Raw genomic sequence first — 18,997 nt, 5'->3', positions numbered from 1 at the left:
CCCTATTACTGGCCCTTGCACAGATCCACACCTCGCGGACCCGGGTCAGACCTCACCCCCTATTCAGACGGGGGCGTGCGCCGGAACGCGTCGACCGCGGCTGAATGTATCTGTCCAACTGCCGTCTGCAACAGGTCAATCGGACGAGAATTCTGGACGCGAACGGTCCGGAATGTAGTGAGAATTCACCTGACTTCAGGGCAAGTCGGGCCCCACAAAAGCCAAGAAAAGCCGCATAAAACCCCCACAGTTTGGCTACTTCTTGTCGGGCATGCGGCATGAATCCGGGGCTCGCGACCCGAAGGTCGCGACCGCGTTCCCCAACTCTATCGCGCTCAACCACACAGAATTGCCCCCTCCGTTTCTCTCACGGAGGGGGCAATCGGATGAACAGTGGGTAACCGAGGTTACCCAAGGTAATTGAGAGGCGTGGTCAGCCTCCGGCGACCGCCGGGATGATGGAGACACCGGCGCCGTCCGGAGTCACCGTCTCAAGGCCCTGCTCGAAGCGGACGTCGTCGTCGTTGACGTAGACGTTGACGAACCGGCGCAGCTTGCCCTGGTCGTCGAGCACCCGGGCGGCGATCCCGGTGTGGTTCTTCTCCAGGTCCTCGATGACCTCGGCGAGGGTCGCGCCGTCGGCCGGCACCTCGGCCCGACCGCCCGTGTAGGTGCGCAGAATGGTGGGGATGCGAACGGTCACGCTCATGCGAGGCCAGCCTCTCGGAAGGAGTCCAGGGTCGGGCGGATGGTGGCGGTGAGGCCGGTGCCGGCCACCGCGTCCAGGGTCTTCAGGCCGTCGCCGGTGTTGAGCACGACCGTGGTCTTGCCCGGGTCCAGCACGCCGTCCTTGAGCAGCTTGCGCGTGACGCCGACGGTCACACCACCGGCCGTCTCGGCGAAGATGCCCTCTGTACGGGCCAGCAGCTTGATGGCGTCGACGATCTCCGCGTCCGTCACGTCCTCCACCGCACCGCCCGTCCGGCGCGCGATGTCGAGGACGTACGGCCCGTCGGCCGGATTACCGATGGCGAGGGACTTGGCGATGGTGTCCGGCTTCTGCGGACGGACCACGTCGTGACCGGCCTTGAAGGCGGTGGACACCGGCGAGCAGCCCTCGGCCTGCGCACCGAAGATCTTGTACGGCCGGTCCTCGACCAGACCGAGCTTGATCAGCTCCTGCAGCCCCTTGTCGATCTTCGTGAGCTGAGAGCCGGAGGCGATCGGGACGACGATCTGGTCCGGGAGCCGCCAGCCGAGCTGCTCGCAGATCTCGTACGCCAGCGTCTTGGAGCCCTCGGCGTAGTACGGCCGCAGGTTGACGTTGACGAAGCCCCAGCCCTCACCGGCCGGATCACCGATCAGCTCGGAGCAGAACCGGTTCACGTCGTCGTAGTTGCCCTCGATGCCAACGAGTTCGCCGCCGTAGACCGCGGCCATGACGACCTTGCCCTGCTCCAGGTCGTGCGGGATGAACACGCAGGAGCGCAAGCCGGCCCGGGCGGCGGCGGCACCGACGGCACCGGCCAGGTTGCCGGTGGAGGAACAGGAGAGCGTGGTGAAGCCGAAGGCGCGGGCAGCCTCCAGTGCCTGGGCGACGACCCGGTCCTTGAAGGAGTGCGTCGGGTTGCCGGAGTCGTCCTTCACGTACAGACCACCGGTGACGCCCAGTTCGCGCGCCAGGTTGTCGGCCTTGACCAGCTGGGTCCATCCCGGGTTGAGGTGGGGCCTGTCGGCCACGTTGGCGGGGACGGGCAGCAGCGGCGCGTAACGCCAGACGTTCGCGGGGCCGGCCTCGATGCGGTGGCGCAGTTCCTCGGTGTCGTAGGCGGAGAAGTCGTAAGCGATCTCCAGTGGGCCGAAACACTCCTCGCAGGCGAAGACCGGGCCGAGCGGCACGCGGTGACTGCACTCGCGGCAGCTCAAAGCCGCTGCGGAACCGAGGTCGACGGTGGGATGACCGGAGCTTGCAACTGTCTGCACAGCCATGGAGGCGAGGCCCTTTCTCCTCATCTTCCTCACGACGCACCTCGCCGTGAGACGGATTTGGCACCTTCCCTAGCCGGGAGCCTCGCTACGAAGACGAGTACCGACTGGAGGGTTGCCGGGGCTTCATCGGGCCGTGTCCCTCTGCCCCTCTGGATGAGCTGTATGCGGTTGTCGGCGCGGGCGACCTCGGACATGCGATGGTCACCGGCGTTGTTCAAGACTGTAACCGAAGGCCAGGACAGTTGAGATAGTCGTCCGAACCGCGAGACAACCGTGAGGAGCCGCAGACCGTGCTGGAAGAAGTCGAGCGCTGGCTGAGCACCCGCTCCTGGTCCGTGACCGATCGGCCGCTGCACAAGGTGCTGGCCGCGAAACAGCGCACCGGCCAGACGATCAGCGTGGTGCTGCCCGCGCTCAACGAGGAGGAGACGGTCGGCGACATCGTCGCGGTCATACGTCATGACCTGGTGGATCAGATCCCGCTCGTCGACGAGATCGTCGTCGTCGACTCCGGCTCCACCGACCGCACCTCCGAGGTCGCCGCCGGCGCAGGCGCTCGGGTCGTCCACCGCGACGACATCCTGCCCCGACTGCCGGCCGTCCCCGGCAAGGGCGAGGTCCTGTGGCGCTCGCTCCTGGTGACCAGCGGGGACATCCTCTGTTTCATCGACGCGGACCTGAAGGAGTTCTGCTCCGACTTCGTCTCCGGGATCGTCGGCCCACTGCTCACCGACCCGGACGTCGACCTGGTCAAGGGCATGTACGACCGGCCGCTCGGTGCCGCGGCGGGCCAGGGCGGCCGGGTCACCGAGCTGATGGCCCGCCCGCTGCTGAACATGCACTGGCCGCAACTGGCCGGTTTCGTGCAGCCGCTGGGCGGCGAGTACGCGGCCCGCCGAACCCTGCTGGAACAGCTGCCGTTCCCGGTGGGCTACGGAGTGGAGCTGGGCATGTTGGTGGACGCCCTGCACCTGGTGGGCCTGGACGCGCTGGCCCAGGTCGATGTCGGAGTGCGCAAGCACCGCCACCAGGACGGGCAGGCCCTGGGCCGCATGGCCGCCGCGATCTACCGCACGGCGCAGCTCCGGTTGGCCCGCGGACACCTGCTGCGGCCCGCCCTCACCCAGTTCGAGCGGGGCGAGGACGGCTTCGAGCCGCGCACCTATTCGGTGGACACCGAGGAACGACCGCCGATGGCGGAGATCGCCGAGTACGCGGCGCGGCGGGTGGCATGAGGTCGGTGCGCGAGGCTGGGGAACGGCTGTATACGGCCCGGCCCGGGGTGCGGCCCCCGCCCACTGCCCGGTGCCCGGAGGCTCAGCCGGCCCGGCCGTCGGACCAGCGCCAGACGCCGGCGGAGTCCCGCTCGCAGGTCAGGTACTCGCCGCCCTTGCCGTAGGTGCTCAGTCCGTGGTGCCGCGTGGCACAGAACTGCCCGTCGGCGTAGCAGTTGCCCGCGGGGCTGGTGATCGCGCAGGTCGTGGTGGTGCCGCCCGTCCCGCTGCCACCGCCGCCGGTGCTGTTCCTGGAGGGCGTCGTAACCGGTGTCGGTGTCGGTGTGTGCAGCAGCCTGCCCGCGCAGTCGCGCCCGTCCCGGGCGATGACGAAGGCCACGTCGAAGGTGCTGTTGACATCGGTGGGGTCGTCGATCTGACGGCAGACCTTCTCGCCGGTGCCCCAGGAGGTGGCGCGTCTCCCGCCGCCGTGGAGCGACGCACCGGTGCCCTGGAGGTACACGGCGTAGTGCAGCCCCCTGCCCCTGGCGGCGGTGACGGCCCGCCCGACGGTTCCGCCCGCCTGGTCGCGCAGGGTGGCGACGGTGGGGGTGGGGGACGTCGTGGGCGCGGGGGTGGACGTGGGTGTGGGCGTCGGGCTGCCGGCCGCCGAGGCGGTGGCGACCGGGGTCGGCTTCTGTTCGGGCTTCGTGCCCTCATCCCCGCCCTGGCAGCCGGCGAGGGCCAGCGCGGCGGCGGCCACCAGCGCGACCGGACCGACGGCTCTCCGGTCGCGCATCCGAATGTCGATCATGAAAGTTCCCCCCTCGTCGCTATGCGTTCACGCATCCTCCCTCTCTGCATATGATCTTCACAATCGGTGGGACGGGATGGACCGGGAATCGGCCGGAGCCGTGAGGAAACACGCCGAATTCCCGTGCGGCCCCTGCGCACGTTTGGGCGTTTCGCTGCCGGGCTAGGGTGAGGACCATGGCTTCCACGCACAGTGCTGAGGTGCTGGTCGCGTCCAATCGCGGCCCGGTTTCGTATCAGGTGCGCGAGGACGGCTCGTTGCACGCCAGGCGGGGCGGCGGCGGGCTGGTCTCGGGGCTGTCGGCCATCGGGCCGGGCAGCAACGCCCTGTGGGTGTGCGCGGCCCTGGACGACGCCGACCGGGAGGCGGTACGGCGTTCGCACGGCGGGCGCCGGCTGCCGATCGAGGCGACGGGCGGGCAGCTGGTGCGGATGCTCGACGTCGAGGCGGCCCTGCACACCGACGCCTACAACGGCATCGCCAACTCGGTGCTCTGGTTCGTCCACCACATGCTGTACCAGACACCGCTGGAACCGGTCTTCGACGCGGAGTTCCGGCGACGGTGGGCGTCGTACGAGGCCTACAACCAGGCGTTCGCCGAGGCCCTGGCGCAGGAGGCGGCCGAGGGTGCGGCGGTGCTGGTCCAGGACTACCACCTGGCCCTCACCCCCCGGATGCTCCGCCGGCTCCGTCCCGACCTGCGCATCGGCCACTTCTCGCACACCCCGTGGGCGCCGCCGGACTACTTCCGCCTGCTGCCCGACGACATCGCGGCCGAGCTACTGACCGGCATCCTGGGCGCGGACCGCGCGGCGTTCCTCACCCATCGGTGGGCGGACGCCTTCACCGACTGCTGTCACGCGGTGCTGGGGCCCGGCATCCCGTCCGGGACCCGGATCGGTGTGCACGGGCTCGGCGCGGACGCCGACTTCCTGCGCAAGCGGGCGCACGAGCCCGACGTGGAGCAGCGGATGGCGGTGCTGCGGAAGGAGATCGGCTCGGCTCCCGACGGCACGGCGCGCCGGACGATCGTCCGGGTGGACCGCACCGAGCTGTCCAAGAACATCGTGCGCGGTCTGCTGGCGTACCGGCAGCTACTGGAGGACCGCCCCGAGTTGCGGGAGACGGTCGTCCACCTGGCCTTCGCCTACCCCTCCCGGCAGGACCTGGAGGTCTACCGGACCTACACGGCCGAGGTGCAGCGGGTGGCCCAGGAGATCAACTCGCGCTACGGCACGGTGGGTTGGACGCCGGTCGTACTCCACGTCAAGGACGACTTCGCCCGGTCCCTGGCCGCCTACCGGCTCGCCGACGTGGCACTCGTCAACCCGATCCGGGACGGGATGAACCTGGTCGCCAAGGAGATCCCGGTCGTCTCCGACGAGGGCTGTGCCCTGGTGCTGTCGCGGGAGGCGGGCGCGTACGAGGAACTGGGCGAGGACGCGATCGTGGTGAACCCGTACGACATCACCGGCACGGCGGCGGCGTTGCACGAGGCACTGATGCTGCCGGAGGCCGAGCGGGCGGAGCGTTCGAAGAGGCTGGCCGCGGCGGCCACCGCGCTGCCGCCCGCTCAGTGGTTCCTGGACCAGTTGCACGCCCTGGTCGATCAACCGAGCTGAGCGGCGAGCGCGCGCAGCAGCCGTACCACCCCCGCCGGGCCGTCCACCACCAGGTCCGCCCGGTCGGACAGTTGGGTGACTTCGGTGCTGCCGCTGCAGACCAGGAGGCCGGGGACGCCGTCGGAACGGAGTTTGTCGACGGCGGCGAAGGCGGGGAGGTCGCCGAGGTCGTCGCCGGCGTAGAGGACCGACTCGGCGCCGATCTCGCGGACGTATTCGCCAAGCGCCATGCCCTTGTCCATGCCCGGTGGCCGCAGTTCGAGGACCATCCGGCCGGGTTCGACGATCAGGCCGTGGCGGGTGGCGAGGTCGGTGAGGGGGACGCGCAAGGCCTCGAACGCGGCCTGGGGGTCGGTGGCCCGGCGGGTGTGGACGGCGACCGCCCGGCCCTTCTCCTCGATCCAGGTGCCGGGCCAGGCACCCGCACGGTCCAGCAGGCCCGGCAGCTCCGCGCGGGCCGCCGCCACACCGGGGTGCGGGGCGGGTGCGCTGACCGTGCCGGTGACCGCGTCCCAGCGTTCGGCACCGTAGTGGCCGAGAACGGTCAGGTGTTCCAGGCCGGGGACGCCGGCGAAACCCCCGTACCGCACCGCCACCCCGGCGGGCCGGCCGGTGATCACGGCGACCGAGGCCACCCCGGGAGCGAGCGCGGCGAGCGCGGGGACCGCTTCGGGGTGGGCACGGGCCTGATCGGGGTCGGCGACGATCGGGGCGAGGGTGCCGTCGAAGTCCAGGCCGATCACCGCGGTGCGGGGGCTGGCGAGCAGGGCGGCGAGTCCGTCCCGGCCGGCCTGGGTCGCGGGAACCGGCAGCGGGTCCATCGGGTTGGTCGGGTCCGTCGAGTCCGTCGTATGGGTACCCATACGGCGACACTATCCGCGCGGGACCGGGTCCACTCCTCAGCGTTCGGAACGCCGGGCCTCACGGACCCGGCGCAGACGGTTCACGGTCACCGGGTCGTGGGCCAGTGCCCGCTCGTCGTCCAGCAGGGCGTTGAGGAGCTGGTAGTAGCGGACCGGTGACAGATCCAGCTCCTCGCGTATCGCCCGTTCCTTCGCACCGGGGCCGAAGAAGCCCCGGCGCTCCAGCGCGAGGACGGCTTGTTCGCGCCGGCCCAGTTCCGTTGGGGGTTCCATGGAGGCCACCGTAGCGCCGGGCGGTGGCGGCCCGCTCAGCTCGCGTCGTTGCTGTCGGCCGTCGTCGCCGTCGCCTGGAGGCGGGTGAGGATCGTGGAGGGGCTGCCGCCGGGGGCGACCGCCTGACCGATGCCCTTCTTGACGGCCGCGCTGACCGCCGCCCAGGAGGTCTTGCCGACGGGGTACAGCTCGGAGGTGGGCAGCTGGTCGAGGAAGGGGTGCAGGGCCTTGTCGGGGGCCGCGTCCGACGCGCTCATGACGTTGGAGGCGGAGCTGGTGACCGGGAGCAGCCCGTACTCCCGGGAGAAGGCCAGGACGTTCTTCTCGGCGTAGACGAAGTTGAGGAAGTCGCCGATCTGCTCGGCGTGCCCGTTCTGCTTGAAGGCCATCATCCAGTCGGAGACGCCCATCGAGGCCCGGGACGTACCGGTGCGTCCCGGAGTGGGCACCATGCCGAACTTCACGCCCTTCTTCGTGGCCTGCTGGATCAGTGCGGGGTGGCCGTTGAGCATGCCGACCTGGCCGTCGGCGAAGGCGGTGAAGGCATCCGCACGGTTGAACTTGCCGGGGGCGTCCGGACCGGTCAGACCCTTGCCGACCAGGTCGTCCTTGAGCCAGGTGAAGGTGTTGACGTTCTGTTGGGAGTTGATGTGGTACGTGCCGACATCGTCTGTGTAGCCGCTACCGCCGGACTCGGCGTCGGTGCCGCTCAGCAGCCACTGCATGGTCTCGGCCTGGGCCTCCTCGGGCCCGAGGGGCAGAGCGTAGGGGTACTTCACGCCCTTGTCCTTGAGCGCCGCGGCGTCAGCGGCCAGTTCGTCCCAGGTGGTGGGCGGGGTGATGCCGGCCTTGGCGAACAGGGTCTTGTTGTAGAAGAGCACCCGGGTGGAGGCGGCGAAGGGGATGCCGTATTGGGTGTGCTGCCATTCGCCGGCGTCGGAGAGTTGGGAGAGGAAGTCCGCCTGGGTGCGGATGGAGAGCAGCTCGGAGGCCTGGTAGAGCTTGCCGGCGGCAGCGTAGTCGGCGTAGGCGCCTATCTGGGCCAGGTCGGGGGCGTGCCCGGCGTCGACCATGTCCTTGACCTTGCGGTCGACGTCGTTCCAGGAGTAGACGCTGACGTCGATCTTCACGCCGGGGTGCTGGGACTCGTAGTCATCGACCAGGTTGTCCCAGTACTTCTTTGAACTGTTGGCGGCGGAGTCACCGTAGTCGGCCGCCACTAGTCTGAGGGTCACGTCGGAGGAGCCGGTGCTCCCGCAGCCGCCCAGTACCGCCGCCATGCCCAGTGCGGACACCACCGCGATCATTCCTGCCGTACGCCGACCCACCGTCAAAGCCCCAACCTGCTGTCTGACCGTTCAATATATGGACACATAAGGTCTACACCACGTGAGTGGACTAGACCTCTCCCGGGTGTGAGGGTCACACTAGGGCCCGTGGTGAGACATGTCATCGCCCTCGACGTGGGCGGTACCGGGATGAAGGCCGCTCTCGTCGGCGACGACGGTGCGCTGCTGCACCGCGACCGTCGCGCCACCGGCCGCGAACGCGGACCGGACGCGGTGATCGCGGCGATCCTCGACTTCGCCGCCGAACTGCGCGCATACGGCGTTGAGCACTACGGCGAGCCGGCCGCCGCGGCCGGAATCGCCGTCCCCGGCATCGTCGACGAACGGCACGGCATAGCCGCGTACGCGGCCAACCTCGGCTGGCGGGACGTCCCGCTGCGCGCCCTGCTCGCCGAACGCCTCGGGGTGCCCGTCGCCCTCGGCCACGACGTACGCACCGGCGGACTGGCCGAGGGGCGGATCGGCGCGGGGCAGGGCGCCGACCGGTTCCTGTTCGTGCCGCTCGGCACCGGCATCGCCGGCGCCATCGGCCTGGACGGACGGGTGGAGGCGGGCGCCCACGGCTTCGCCGGCGAGATCGGCCACATTGTCGTACGGCCGCAGGGCGTTCCCTGCCCGTGCGGCCAGCACGGCTGTCTGGAACGCTACGCCTCCGCATCCGCCGTCAGCGAAGCCTGGGCCGCGGTCTGCGGGGATCCGGACGCGGACGCCGCCGACTGCGCCAAGGCCGTCGCGTCCGGTGACCCGAACGCCGTTCGGGTGTGGCAGGAGGCGGTGGACGCCCTCGCCGACGGGCTGGTCACCGCGCTCACCCTGCTGGACCCGCGCACGCTGATCATCGGTGGTGGCCTGGCCGAGGCGGGGGACGTGCTGTTCCAGCCGTTGCGGAACGGCATCCGACGGCGGGTCACCTTCCAGAAGCTGCCGACCGTCGTCCCCGCCGCGCTCGGCGACACCGCCGGCTGCCTGGGCGCGGGGCTCCTGGCCCGCGACCTCCTCGACGCCGCCGGATCCACCGATCCCACCCACTCTGATCCCGCCCACTCTGATCCCACCCGCTCTGATCCCACCCGCTCTGATCCCATCGGTCGCACCGATCCCACCACCCCAGCCGCCCCCACCGGCTCCGCCGGTCCCACCGACCTCTCGGAGGTAACCGCCTGATGGCTCCCCACTTGGTTCTCGCAGGTGCTCGGGTGGTACTGCCCACCGGGGTGGTGGACGACGGGCGCGTGGTCGTCGAGGGCACGAAGATCGCGGCCACGGCCACCGAGGACGCCGATGTCCTCGACGTGACCGGCCACTGGCTGGTCCCGGGTTTCGTCGACATCCACAACCACGGCGGTGGCGGAGCGTCGTTCTCCGGCACGGCGCAGGACGTGCTGACCGCCGTCCGCACCCACCGCGAGCACGGCACCACCACCCTGGTCGCCTCCACCGTCACCGACGAGATGGACCTGCTGGTACGGCAGGCGGGACTGCTGAGCGAACTGGCCGAGCAGGGCGACATCGCCGGCATCCACTTCGAGGGACCGTTCATCTCGCCGTGCCGCAAGGGCGCGCACTCCGAGGAACTGCTGCGCGACCCGGACCCGTCCGAGGTCCGCAAGCTGATCGACGCGGCGCGCGGCACGGCGAAGATGGTCACCCTCGCCGCCGAACTTCCGGGCGGCGTGGACTCCGTACGGCTGCTCGCCGAACACGGTGTGATCGCCGCGATCGGGCACACGGACGCCGACTACGAGCAGACGGTCGAGGCGATCGGCGCGGGCGCCACGGTCGCCACCCACCTCTTCAACGCCATGCCCGCCCTGGGCCACCGCGCACCCGGCCCGATCGCCGCGCTACTGGAGGACGAGCGCGTGACGGTGGAACTGATCAACGACGGCACACACCTCCACCCCGCCGCGCTGGAGCTGGCCTTCCACCACGCAGGTCCGGGCCGGGTGGCTTTCATCACCGACGCGATGGACGCGGCCGGCTCCGGCGACGGCCGCTACCTGCTCGGCCCGCTGGAGGTCGAGGTGCGCGAGGGCGTGGCCCGGCTGGTGCACGGTGGCTCGATCGCGGGCTCCACGCTCACCCTGGACCGCGCGTTCAAGCGGGCAGTGACCATCGACAGGCTGCCGGTGCAGGACGCGGTGACGGCGTTGTCCGCCAACCCGGCCCGCCTACTCGGCCTCGCCGACCGCATCGGCTCCCTGGAGCCCGGCAAGGACGCCGACCTGGTCCTGCTGGACGCGGACTTCGACCTCAAGGGCGTGATGCGCCGGGGCGAATGGGTGGTCGCTCCCCAACTGGCCTGATCCGTCCGTCTTCTTCCCCGGCAGCGGCCGACCCGTGACTGGGCCGGCCGCTGTCTCTTTGGCATGATCGTGACCCCGGAAACCGATGACGGACGCACGGACTTCGAGGGAGGTCGGCCCGGGTGATCCTGACGGTCACACTGAACACCGCTCTCGACATCACCTATCGCGTACGCGCGCTGCGACCGCGCACCTCGCACCGCGTCTCGGCGGTCACCGAGCGGGCGGGTGGCAAAGGGGTGAACGTGGCCCGGGTCCTGGCCGCCCTCGGACACGAGGTGACGGTCACCGGGTTCGCGGGTGGCACCACCGGGCGCACCGTGCGCGACCGGCTTGCCGGCACCCCCCGGCTGGCGGACGCGCTGGTGCCGGTCGCCGGTCAGACCCGGCGGACGATCGCCGTCGTGGACCACGTCTCTGGTGACACCACCCAGTTGAACGAGCCCGGTCCGCAGATCTCACCGGTCGAGTGGGGCGACTTCCTGGACCGGTACGAGGAACTGCTGTCCAGCGCCTCGGCCGTGGCCCTGTGCGGCAGCCTGCCGCCAGGGGTGCCGGTCGGCGCGTACGCGAACCTCGTCCGCGGCGCCCGGGCGCGCGGCATACCCGTGCTGCTCGACACCAGCGGCGCACCGCTGCGGCGCGGGGTGGCCGCCCGCCCCGACATCATCAAGCCGAACTCCGACGAGCTCGCCGAACTCACCGGCGCCCACGAGCCGTTGCGGGCGACGCAGGACGCGCGGCGCCGAGGGGCCCATACGGTCGTGGCTTCCCTCGGCCCAAAGGGGCTGCTCGCCGTGACACCGGAGGGCCGCTGGCACGCCGTGCCGCCAGCCCGGTTCCGCGGCAACCCGACCGGCGCGGGCGACTCGGTGGTCGCGGGTCTACTGTCCGGACTGGTGGAGCACCTGACCTGGCCGGCGCGCCTGACCCGCGCGGTCGCACTTTCGGCGGCGACCGTACGGGCCCCCGTGGCGGGCGAGTTCGACCGGGAGACGTATGAGGAACTGCTGCCGCGGATCGCAGTGACCGAGGAGGCCAGCGCAGCCTAGTGCCGCAACAGGCACTAGCCGTTCCGCTTGACGTGGCCCTTCTTGATCCAGAGCTGGTCGATCAGGACGTTGCACTTGTCGCCGGGCTGGCAGGAGATGGAGATGGTGTTGGGGCCCTTCTTCAGGGTCGGCCACACGTAGGACGTGGTCCAGCCCTTGGCGAAGTCGCCGTCGGCGGCGCTCCGGTAGTTCTTCAGGCCCAGCTTGCTGCCGAACGGCTTGCCGTTGATGGTGACCGACATCGACTGGTCGCTGCCAGCCGCGCTGTAGTTGACGAAGAGCGTGTACGGGCCGTCCTCGGGGAGGTCGTTGACCGTCCAGGTCACTGAGGCACCGACCTGGTTCAGCCCGCCCACATAGCTGCCGTCCGCGGACCGCGCGCCGGACACGTCCGAGGCCACCCCGGCACCGCCGGCCAGTTGGAGGCCCTTGTCGGAGCCGTCAGCCTTCGGTAGCTCACCTGGTTGCGCCGAGTCGCTGCCCGACGGGCTCGGGGAGGGGTTCTGGGACTGGGCCGGGGTCGTGTCCGCCTGGTTGCCCGACGTGCCGTCGCCCGAGTTGCCGTTGAACACCGCGACACCGATGCCGATGACGACCGCCGCGACTACCGCGACCGCACCGATCAGCAGGCCCTTGGTGTTCGGACCGCTCCGGCCGCCGGCACCGGGGGGCGGGGCGCTCTGGCGGCCGGCCGGACCACCGGACAGCGTCTCGGGCGCCTGGTAGTGGGCGTTCGGCTGACCGTAGGCGCCCTGCTGCTGCGGGACGGACGGCTGGCCGTGCGGCGCCTGCGGCTGGCCGTACTGGCGCTCGCCGACCGTGCGCACCCTGCTGACCGAGTTCGGGTAGCCGTAGCCGCCGGACGGTGGCTGGGCTCCCCGGGCCTGGCCGTCTGCGTACAGGTAGCCGAACGGGTCGTCGTCCTCGGGCGTGCTCGCGCCGTTGTCGCCGGGCGTCATGCCTAGGTACTCCTCAACAGGTGCGGGCGGATGCGGGTACGGGTTGGAATGGCGAGCCTACCCGCTCCGGCTGGGCCAAACGGATGCTTCAGCCCGCACCAACTCGCTGACCTGCGGCTTATCCGGCGCGCCGATGCTGTTTGGGACGAGATCGTTTCTCTACGTACATCCGCTCGTCAGCGGACTTCAGCACTTCGTCCGCCGTCATCCCGCAGTGCGCCCAGCCGATGCCGAAACTCGCACCCACCCGGACGGCCCGGCCCTCGGCGCGGATCGGCTGAATGATCTCGTTGCGCAGCCGTACGGCGAGGTCCTGGGCGTCGGCCCGGCCGAGCCCGTCGGCGAGGATCACGAACTCGTCGCCGCCGAGTCGGGCGACCGTGTCCCCGTCCCGTACTCCTCCGGACAGGCGTCGTGCCACCTCGATGAGGACGGCGTCGCCCGCATTGTGACCGAAACGGTCGTTGATCGACTTGAAGCCGTCGAGGTCGCAGAAGAGGACCGCGAGGCCCTTGGTGCCGTCGTCACGACCGTCCTCGGGAGCGACGGTGTGCACGTGGTGGTCGTACGTGTCGTACGCCTCCGCGCCGGCCGTGAAGTCAAAGCCGTGGCCGGTCGGGGCGTCGAGCGCGGGGTGGCCGTAGGCCGCGTCCAGGGACTCCAGGACCCCGGGCTGGGTAGGGCGCCGGCACAGGCGGGCGGACAGGCGGGAGCGCAGTTCGGCGGAGTTCGGCAGGCCGGTCAGCGAGTCGTGGGAGGCGCGGTGGGCGAGTTGCAGTTCACGACGCTTGCGCTCCTCTATGTCCTCGACGTGGGTGAGTAGGAAGCGGGGACCGTCTGCGGCGTCCGCGACAACACTGTTGCGCAGCGACACCCAGACGTAGGTGCCGTCCCGGCGGCCCAGGCGCAGCTCGGCCCGGCCGCCCTCGGCGGAGGTCCTGAGCAGTGTGCCGACGTCCTCGGGGTGGACGAGGTCGGCGAAGGAGTAGCGGCGCATCGCGGAGGCAGGACGGCCCAACAGACGGCACAGGGCGTCGTTGCTGCGCAGGATGCGGCCGTGCTGGTCGCCACCCATCTCGGCGATGGCCATGCCGGAGGGGGCGTACTCGAAGGCCTGCCGGAAGGATTCCTCGCTGGCGCGCAGGGCCTGCTGCTCGCGCTCCAGGCGGACGAGAGCACGCTGCATATTGGCACGCAGACGCGCGTTGCTGATCGCAATGGCGGCCTGGAAGGTGTACATCTGCAGCGCCTCGCGGCCCCAAGCGCCGGGACGGCGGCCGTTGCGCGGACGGTCGACGGATATGACGCCGAGCAGTTCCCCCGACGATCCTCCTGACAAACCGGGGGTGTACATGGGCGCGAAGAGGCGGTCGGAAGGATGCCACTCGTCCTCGAAGCGGGGTTCGGGCCCGTCCGTGTACCACTGCGGAACGTCGTCGTCGTCGAGAACCCAGCCCTCGGTGTGAGGTATGAACACCAGGTCACCCCAGCGTTCGCCCATGCTCAGCCGCCGGTCCCAGGACTCCCGGGAGCCGGCGCGGCCGGTGATCAGCGCCTCGGCGGCGGGATTGCCGGAGAGCGCGGCGACGACGAGGTCACCGTCGGGGCGAACGAGGTTCACGCACGCCAGCTCGTAGCCGAGGGCGTGGACCGCGCCATCGGCGACCGTCTGCAGGGTGTCCGCCAGACTGCGTGCCGTGTTCATGTCGGCCATGGCCTGGTGCAGCTGCCGCAGGGACGCAAGGCGGACATACGGCTCCGACTCGGTCTCCATGCTCGCCCTCCCCCCGAGTCCTCGCAGCGAATCAAGGGTTGTCGTCGGCGCTTCTTCGCGGCGGATTCCAGGTGCTCTTGCGACCTCCCCGCCACTGAATCACAGCGCGCTGCCCACTCGGTACACAGGGTCAACAATTCCCGCCCCTTGTGACTCAAGTCACAGGAAAACGTGAACAATTGAGTGGAGTTTCTGCGTTTGTTATGTACATTTCCTGAACGCAAATTACAAGAGTGTGTGCATATGTTGAACACAGCCCCCTCCGTGTGCGGCATGCACCTCTGGTCCGCGGCATGCACCTCTGGTCCTAGGACCCGGCTCGGGCGGAGGTCCGATGCGTCCCGTGATGATCCAGGGCTAGCGTTTCCGACGTGCTGAAGACGCCCTACCCCATCACTCCCGCCGCTTCCGGGCATGCTGAGGGGGTGAGCAACGACGAGTTCCGGGCCGCGATGTCCCGGCTCGCGGCAGGCGTGGTCCTGGTGACCGCGCAAGAACCGCCGCTGGACCCGGAAGACCCAGGGGCGCCGGGGGTCGAGGACGTCGGCATGACCGCCACCGCCTTCCTGTCGGTCTCCCTCGACCCGCCCCTGGTCCTGGTCAGTCTGCGCGAGGGCTCCCGCATGGACGACCTGCTCGCCGAGCAGCCGTTGTGGGCGGTGTCGGTCCTCGCCGACAGCCAGCGGCACATCGCCGGCCGCTTCGCCATGAAGGGCCGCATCAGCGACCGCCTGCTCTTCCAGGACATCCCCTGCGCCCGTGGCGAGGCCACCGGCGCCCCCCTGGTGGACGGCGCGCTGGCCACCTTGGAGTGCCGTACCGAACAGCGGGTGGCGGCCGGGGACCACACCCTCGTCATCGGCCGCGTCCTGACCGCGCAGGTCCCCGGCTCGCAGGGCGGCCCACTGCTCTACTTCCGGAGCAGGTACCGCCAGCTGGGCTGAGCCGGGGCGGCGAAGCCGTGACTGGTCCCGCCCACCGATCGGATACCACCGAGCAGACACCGCCGAGCAGACACCGCCGGCAGGTACCTCGGGGCTCCACTGCTCAGGCCGGCTCGATGCTCAGCTCCGCCAGTCGGGCCGGGTCGGTGACGACGTCGATGCCGGCGATGCGGTCGGCCGCGAAGGTGAAGGTCAGGACGCGTTCCGGACGGCCGTCGGTGAGCACGACCAGGGCCGTGGCACCGTCGACCAGCGCCGGAAGCGCGACGCCGGCCAGGTGGCCGAAACTCGCCGCGGTGGCGGCGACATCCGTCGCGCCGATGGTCACACCGGCCTCGCCACGGGCCACTACCTCCGGGTCGAGAACCGCCAGCAGCCCGTCGAAGTCCCCGTCCCGCGCGGCGGCCAGAAAGGCGTCCACCACCTCGCGCTGCCGCACCAGATCGGCCTCCGGCGCATCGGCTCCTCGTACCCGGCGGCGGGCCCGGCTGGCGAGCTGACGGGCCGCGGCCGGGCTGCGGCCGAGGATGCCGCCGATCTCCTCGAACGGCACCCCGAACAGATCGTGCAGCACGAACGCCAGTCGCTCGGCGGGCGAGAGCGTCTCCAGCACGACGAGAAGGGCCGACCCGACCGAGTCGGCGCGCAGGGCGTCCTGCGCGGGATCCGGTTCGGCAGAGGGAGCCGGACTCCAGGTGTCCAGGGGCTGCTCGCCCCGCGAGCGGCGCGACCGCAACATGTCCAGACAGACCCGGCCGACGACGGTCGTCAACCAGCCCGCGAGGTTCTGCACCTCCCGGGTGTCGGACCGGCTCAACCGGAACCACGCCTCCTGCACCGCGTCCTCGGCCTCGGCGACCGAGCCCAGCATGCGATGGGCGACGGCTCGCAAGTGCCCCCGGTACTCCTCGAACCGCTCGGCGAGGAAGTCCTCGCGGTGTTGGTCGCCGTGGCGGTGCTGGTCGCCGTCGCTCATGGGCGTGACCGTCCCTCCGTCGCGTTCAGTGTTCCGTCACCGCACTGACGGCCCGGGTGGCGCAGACGTGACCAACCTGGCCGGGCCGCCTCATCCCCAGTCCCGCCGTGAGCGGCCCCGCTTCGTCTCCGCACGGTGCTTCTTCTCCCGCAACCGGCGTTCGTTGATGCCGCGCGGAATCCGGGACGGCTTGCGGGGCTTGGGTGGCGGCGCGGTGACCTCCGCCAGCAGGGCGGCGAGGCGTACGGCGGCGGCCTCACGGTTGCGCCACTGAGAACGGTGCTCGGATGCCCGGACGCTGACGACTCCGCCGACCAGCCGCCCGGCCAGCCGCTGCAGCGCGCGCTCCTTCCACACCGGGGGAAGGGCCTCGGTGTTCGCCAGGTCGAATCGCAACTCCACCTGGGAGTCGCTGGTGTTGACGTGCTGACCTCCGGGCCCGGACGACCTGGAGAAACGCCACATCAACTCGGCCTCGGGAAGGGAGACAGAGCCGCGGATGACGTAGGGACCGGACATGCCCCCATGTTCCCCGCCGAGCCCGGTCCGCGTCACCCTGATTTCCGGCTTGGTAAAAAAGGTAAAGGGGCCAGGAACCACCGGGACCCCTCTCGACGTTCTTCCCCGTGAAGGTAGCTTCGTCGACGCACATGCGCAGGGACATCTAAGGAAGGGACTCCCAACATGGCTGTAAGCCTGTCCAAGGGTGGCAACGTCTCGCTCACCAAGGAGGCTCCGGGCCTGAACGCCGTCACCGTGGGCCTCGGCTGGGACGTCCGCACCACCACCGGCACGGACTTCGACCTCGACGCCTCCGCCATCGCGGTCAACGCGCAGGGCAAGGTCCACTCGGACGCCCACTTCGTCTTCTTCAACAACAAGCAGACGCCGGACAACACCATCGTCCACACCGGCGACAACCGCACCGGTGAGGGCGCCGGCGACGACGAGGCGATCAACGTCAACCTCGCCGGGCTCCCGGCAGAGATCGACAAGATCGTCTTCCCTGTCTCCATCTACGACGCCGAGAACCGCGGCCAGAACTTCGGCCAGGTCCGCAACGCGTACATCCGCATCGTCAACCAGGCCGGCGGCGCCGAGATCGCCCGCTACGACCTGTCCGAGGACGCGGCCACCGAGACCGCCATGGTCTTCGGCGAGCTGTACCGCAACGGTGCGGAGTGGAAGTTCCGTGCGGTGGGCCAGGGTTACGCCTCAGGTCTGGTGGGCATCGCCCAGGACTTCGGCGTCAACGTCTGACGAACGCCGGGTGCAGGGCGGAGGCCTCGGGCCGCGGGTGGCGACCCCGGCCCGAGGCCTCCTGCGCTCCCGGCAACAACGCCGGTGACGTCCCGCGACATCCGCGGATAGGTTGCCTCTGTGATCCTGCAGCCCCTTTCCGCCCCCCAGGAAGTCCCGGCCCGGCTCCTGAGCGAACTCACCGCGCTGTACGCGTCCAACAGCGAGTTGCACGGGCTCGGGAACGGCTTCCCCAACCCTGACGGCATCCGCCCGGAGCAGGTGGCGAAGGTGCTGCCCGACGAGCTCGCCGTGCCGGACTCCGAAGTGCTGCTGGCCCGTACCGAAGACGGACGGCTCGTCGGGCTCTCCGTCACACTGGCCCACCACCCGGACCCCGCCGACCCGGACCCCTGGATCGGGCTGCTCATGGTGCACGCGGCCGAGCACGGCGAGCACGGGAAGGAGTACGGCCGCACCTTCGCGGAACTCGTCGAGAACCGATTCCGCACTCGGGGCCGCACCGCCATACGGCTCGCCGTGCTCGACGACGACCCCGAGGGCCTGTCCTTCTGGAACGCCCTGGGTTACGCGGTGATCGGCCACGACCAGGCCCTCGGCCTGCCCCGCACCGTACTGCGCAAGTCCCTGCGCACACCCCGGCGGGCGGCCCGGATCGCCGTCGTGGCACCGGACGGGGCGGTGCTGCTGTTCCGGTACGACAACGTCGAGGTCGGTGTGCACTGGGCGCTGCCCGGCGGGGGGCTGGAACCGGGCGAGGGGCCGCGCGAGGGTGCCCGGCGTGAGCTGGCCGAGGAGACCGGCTGGACCGACCTGGAACCGGGTCCCCTGCTGCACACCTGGGAACACGACTTCACCCACTCGGGAATCCCCGTACGCCAGCACGAGCGCATCTACGTCAGCCGCGGTCCTCGTCGGGATCCGGCCGGACCCCACCTCGCCGCCGCGCACGCCGCCGACGCCATCCTGACCTGGCGTTGGTGGAGCAGACGCGAACTGGCCGAGGAGGCGGAACCGGTGTGGCCGCCGGGGCTCGCCCGACTGCTGGACGAGTGGGAGGACTGAGCCACCGACGGAGTGGACGACGCTGGCCGGTACGGGGCTGGGTGCGCTGGTCGGTGTGGGTTCGACACTGTTCGCCGACCGGGTGCGCTGGCGGCGCGAGGCCGCTGAACGGGCCCGGCGCGAACGCCGGGAGATCTACGTCGGCTGTCTGACCAGGTACCGGCTGGCGTACGAGGGTATGCACACAGCCGCCGACCGGCACCGCGAGGCGCCCCCGGCGGACCGCGAGACGGCGGTGCGGGAGGCATTCCGCAACTCGGGCTGCGACGAGGTGCGGGAGAGCGTACTGCTGTGCGCCCCGCAGGAAATGGCGACCGTCGTCGAGGACGTCTACGCGACCCTGCGGGAGCTGCTGGAGGTGCTCGCGGCCGGCGAACCGGCCCTGGACTCCGCCGAATTCCAGGAGCACCGGATGAAACACGCGCGGGCCGTCTGGGCCGCCCGGACCGCGATGCGGGCGGAGCTGTCCTCCTAGGGGTGTGACACTCCACGCCCCAAAGACGCTGGCCATAGGGGAAGTTGACTGCCCCCACGACG

The 18,997-nt window shown here is 70.5% G+C and carries 19 protein-coding genes and 1 riboswitch; of the genes, 9 read left to right on the top strand and 10 right to left on the bottom strand.

What is annotated here, in order from left to right:
* Window positions 1–433 precede the first annotated feature (433 nt).
* Complete coding sequence (locus LK06_RS18290; protein ID WP_039654789.1) at window positions 434–709, bottom strand: MoaD/ThiS family protein; 276 nt, start codon at window positions 707–709, stop codon at window positions 434–436.
* The gene (thrC, locus tag LK06_RS18285; protein ID WP_039654788.1) at window positions 706–1,989 is read right to left on the bottom strand and encodes a threonine synthase; all 1,284 of its coding nucleotides are present in this window, start codon (window positions 1,987–1,989) and stop codon (window positions 706–708) included. Before thrC ends, LK06_RS18290 begins: the two co-directional genes overlap by 4 nt.
* A gap of 17 nt (window positions 1,990–2,006) precedes the next feature.
* A riboswitch (SAM riboswitch) is annotated at window positions 2,007–2,149 on the bottom strand.
* 130 nt (window positions 2,150–2,279) lie between these two features.
* Here thrC and LK06_RS18280 point away from each other — a divergent pair.
* Window positions 2,280–3,224, top strand: coding sequence for a glucosyl-3-phosphoglycerate synthase (locus LK06_RS18280; RefSeq protein ID WP_039654787.1), 945 nt, complete (start codon window positions 2,280–2,282; stop codon window positions 3,222–3,224).
* An 82-nt stretch (window positions 3,225–3,306) separates the two neighbouring features.
* Here LK06_RS18280 and LK06_RS18275 read toward each other — a convergent pair whose 3' ends face one another.
* Window positions 3,307–4,017, bottom strand: a complete 711-nt coding sequence (locus tag LK06_RS18275; RefSeq protein WP_086083389.1) for a hypothetical protein — start codon at window positions 4,015–4,017, stop codon at window positions 3,307–3,309.
* A gap of 176 nt (window positions 4,018–4,193) precedes the next feature.
* Here LK06_RS18275 and LK06_RS18270 point away from each other — a divergent pair, with 176 nt between their 5' ends.
* Window positions 4,194–5,639: an alpha,alpha-trehalose-phosphate synthase (UDP-forming) gene (locus tag LK06_RS18270; RefSeq protein ID WP_039654786.1), complete on the top strand. Its 1,446-nt coding sequence runs from the start codon at window positions 4,194–4,196 to the stop codon at window positions 5,637–5,639.
* On the opposite strand, the gene otsB is transcribed toward LK06_RS18270, so the two are convergent.
* From otsB to LK06_RS18255, 3 genes are read right to left on the bottom strand one after another with little or no spacing between them, the layout of a single operon-like run.
* A complete protein-coding gene (otsB, locus tag LK06_RS18265) occupies window positions 5,627–6,502 on the bottom strand; it encodes a trehalose-phosphatase (RefSeq protein WP_039654785.1) in 876 nt (291 codons plus the stop codon). The two genes, LK06_RS18270 and otsB, sit on opposite strands and share 13 nt — an antisense overlap.
* A gap of 36 nt (window positions 6,503–6,538) precedes the next feature.
* A complete protein-coding gene (locus LK06_RS18260; protein WP_043432794.1) occupies window positions 6,539–6,775 on the bottom strand; it encodes a DUF3263 domain-containing protein in 237 nt (78 codons plus the stop codon).
* A gap of 35 nt (window positions 6,776–6,810) precedes the next feature.
* A complete protein-coding gene (locus LK06_RS18255; protein WP_174673994.1) occupies window positions 6,811–8,082 on the bottom strand; it encodes an extracellular solute-binding protein in 1,272 nt (423 codons plus the stop codon).
* 132 nt (window positions 8,083–8,214) lie between these two features.
* Here LK06_RS18255 and LK06_RS18250 point away from each other — a divergent pair, with 132 nt between their 5' ends.
* The 3 genes from LK06_RS18250 to LK06_RS18240 all read left to right on the top strand — a co-directional run bounded on the left by LK06_RS18250 (window position 8,215) and on the right by LK06_RS18240 (window position 11,482).
* Complete coding sequence (locus LK06_RS18250; RefSeq protein ID WP_267894087.1) at window positions 8,215–9,288, top strand: ROK family protein; 1,074 nt, start codon at window positions 8,215–8,217, stop codon at window positions 9,286–9,288.
* Complete coding sequence (nagA, locus tag LK06_RS18245; RefSeq protein ID WP_039654783.1) at window positions 9,288–10,430, top strand: N-acetylglucosamine-6-phosphate deacetylase; 1,143 nt, start codon at window positions 9,288–9,290, stop codon at window positions 10,428–10,430. The genes LK06_RS18250 and nagA overlap by 1 nt, the downstream gene beginning before the upstream one ends.
* Window positions 10,431–10,552: 122 nt before the next feature.
* Complete coding sequence (locus LK06_RS18240; protein WP_039654782.1) at window positions 10,553–11,482, top strand: 1-phosphofructokinase family hexose kinase; 930 nt, start codon at window positions 10,553–10,555, stop codon at window positions 11,480–11,482.
* A 14-nt stretch (window positions 11,483–11,496) separates the two neighbouring features.
* On the opposite strand, the gene LK06_RS18235 is transcribed toward LK06_RS18240, so the two are convergent.
* Together LK06_RS18235 and cdgB are read right to left on the bottom strand one after the other, a co-directional pair.
* The gene (locus tag LK06_RS18235) at window positions 11,497–12,441 is read right to left on the bottom strand and encodes a carbohydrate-binding protein (protein WP_039654781.1); all 945 of its coding nucleotides are present in this window, start codon (window positions 12,439–12,441) and stop codon (window positions 11,497–11,499) included.
* A 118-nt stretch (window positions 12,442–12,559) separates the two neighbouring features.
* A complete protein-coding gene (cdgB, locus tag LK06_RS18230; protein WP_039654780.1) occupies window positions 12,560–14,215 on the bottom strand; it encodes a diguanylate cyclase CdgB in 1,656 nt (551 codons plus the stop codon).
* A 371-nt stretch (window positions 14,216–14,586) separates the two neighbouring features.
* On the opposite strand from cdgB, the gene LK06_RS18225 reads away from it, so the two are divergent.
* Window positions 14,587–15,159: a flavin reductase family protein gene (locus LK06_RS18225; RefSeq protein ID WP_039654779.1), complete on the top strand. Its 573-nt coding sequence runs from the start codon at window positions 14,587–14,589 to the stop codon at window positions 15,157–15,159.
* Between the two features lie 103 nt (window positions 15,160–15,262).
* On the opposite strand, the gene LK06_RS18220 is transcribed toward LK06_RS18225, so the two are convergent.
* Both LK06_RS18220 and arfB read right to left on the bottom strand, forming a co-directional pair.
* Entirely contained in the window at window positions 15,263–16,135 is an 873-nt protein-coding gene (locus LK06_RS18220; RefSeq protein ID WP_039654778.1) for a sigma-70 family RNA polymerase sigma factor, read from the bottom strand.
* A 90-nt stretch (window positions 16,136–16,225) separates the two neighbouring features.
* The gene (arfB, locus tag LK06_RS18215; RefSeq protein ID WP_039654777.1) at window positions 16,226–16,654 is read right to left on the bottom strand and encodes an alternative ribosome rescue aminoacyl-tRNA hydrolase ArfB; all 429 of its coding nucleotides are present in this window, start codon (window positions 16,652–16,654) and stop codon (window positions 16,226–16,228) included.
* 165 nt (window positions 16,655–16,819) lie between these two features.
* Between arfB and LK06_RS18210 the strand changes: the two genes are divergently transcribed.
* The 3 genes from LK06_RS18210 to LK06_RS18200 all read left to right on the top strand — a co-directional run bounded on the left by LK06_RS18210 (window position 16,820) and on the right by LK06_RS18200 (window position 18,935).
* Complete coding sequence (locus LK06_RS18210) at window positions 16,820–17,395, top strand: TerD family protein (protein ID WP_039654776.1); 576 nt, start codon at window positions 16,820–16,822, stop codon at window positions 17,393–17,395.
* 120 nt (window positions 17,396–17,515) lie between these two features.
* On the top strand, window positions 17,516–18,460 hold the full coding sequence (locus LK06_RS18205) for an NUDIX domain-containing protein (protein WP_039654775.1): 945 nt from the start codon (window positions 17,516–17,518) through the stop codon (window positions 18,458–18,460).
* Window positions 18,461–18,515: 55 nt separating this feature from the next.
* Window positions 18,516–18,935, top strand: a complete 420-nt coding sequence (locus tag LK06_RS18200) for a hypothetical protein (RefSeq protein ID WP_052318865.1) — start codon at window positions 18,516–18,518, stop codon at window positions 18,933–18,935.
* Window positions 18,936–18,997 lie beyond the last annotated feature (62 nt).

The sequence above is a fragment of the Streptomyces pluripotens genome, from assembly GCF_000802245.2.
Classification (GTDB): Bacteria; Actinomycetota; Actinomycetes; order Streptomycetales; family Streptomycetaceae; genus Streptomyces; species Streptomyces pluripotens.
The sequence above is the reverse complement of the archived record's forward strand: the minus strand, read 5'-3'. Positions and strand labels throughout refer to the sequence as shown.

What these genes read in the sequence shown, in the direction of transcription:
- LK06_RS18290 (WP_039654789.1), bottom strand. Translation starts at nt 709, where the DNA reads ATGAGCGTGACCGTTCGCATCCCCACCATTCTGCGCACCTACACGGGC.
- thrC (WP_039654788.1), bottom strand. Translation starts at nt 1,989, where the DNA reads ATGGCTGTGCAGACAGTTGCAAGCTCCGGTCATCCCACCGTCGACCTC.
- LK06_RS18275 (WP_086083389.1), bottom strand. Translation starts at nt 4,017, where the DNA reads ATGATCGACATTCGGATGCGCGACCGGAGAGCCGTCGGTCCGGTCGCG.
- LK06_RS18270 (WP_039654786.1), top strand. Translation starts at nt 4,194, where the DNA reads ATGGCTTCCACGCACAGTGCTGAGGTGCTGGTCGCGTCCAATCGCGGC.
- otsB (WP_039654785.1), bottom strand. Translation starts at nt 6,502, where the DNA reads ATGGGTACCCATACGACGGACTCGACGGACCCGACCAACCCGATGGAC.
- LK06_RS18260 (WP_043432794.1), bottom strand. Translation starts at nt 6,775, where the DNA reads ATGGAACCCCCAACGGAACTGGGCCGGCGCGAACAAGCCGTCCTCGCG.
- LK06_RS18255 (WP_174673994.1), bottom strand. Translation starts at nt 8,082, where the DNA reads ATGATCGCGGTGGTGTCCGCACTGGGCATGGCGGCGGTACTGGGCGGC.
- nagA (WP_039654783.1), top strand. Translation starts at nt 9,288, where the DNA reads ATGGCTCCCCACTTGGTTCTCGCAGGTGCTCGGGTGGTACTGCCCACC.
- LK06_RS18235 (WP_039654781.1), bottom strand. Translation starts at nt 12,441, where the DNA reads ATGACGCCCGGCGACAACGGCGCGAGCACGCCCGAGGACGACGACCCG.
- cdgB (WP_039654780.1), bottom strand. Translation starts at nt 14,215, where the DNA reads ATGGAGACCGAGTCGGAGCCGTATGTCCGCCTTGCGTCCCTGCGGCAG.
- LK06_RS18220 (WP_039654778.1), bottom strand. Translation starts at nt 16,135, where the DNA reads ATGAGCGACGGCGACCAGCACCGCCACGGCGACCAACACCGCGAGGAC.
- arfB (WP_039654777.1), bottom strand. Translation starts at nt 16,654, where the DNA reads ATGTCCGGTCCCTACGTCATCCGCGGCTCTGTCTCCCTTCCCGAGGCC.
- LK06_RS18210 (WP_039654776.1), top strand. Translation starts at nt 16,820, where the DNA reads ATGGCTGTAAGCCTGTCCAAGGGTGGCAACGTCTCGCTCACCAAGGAG.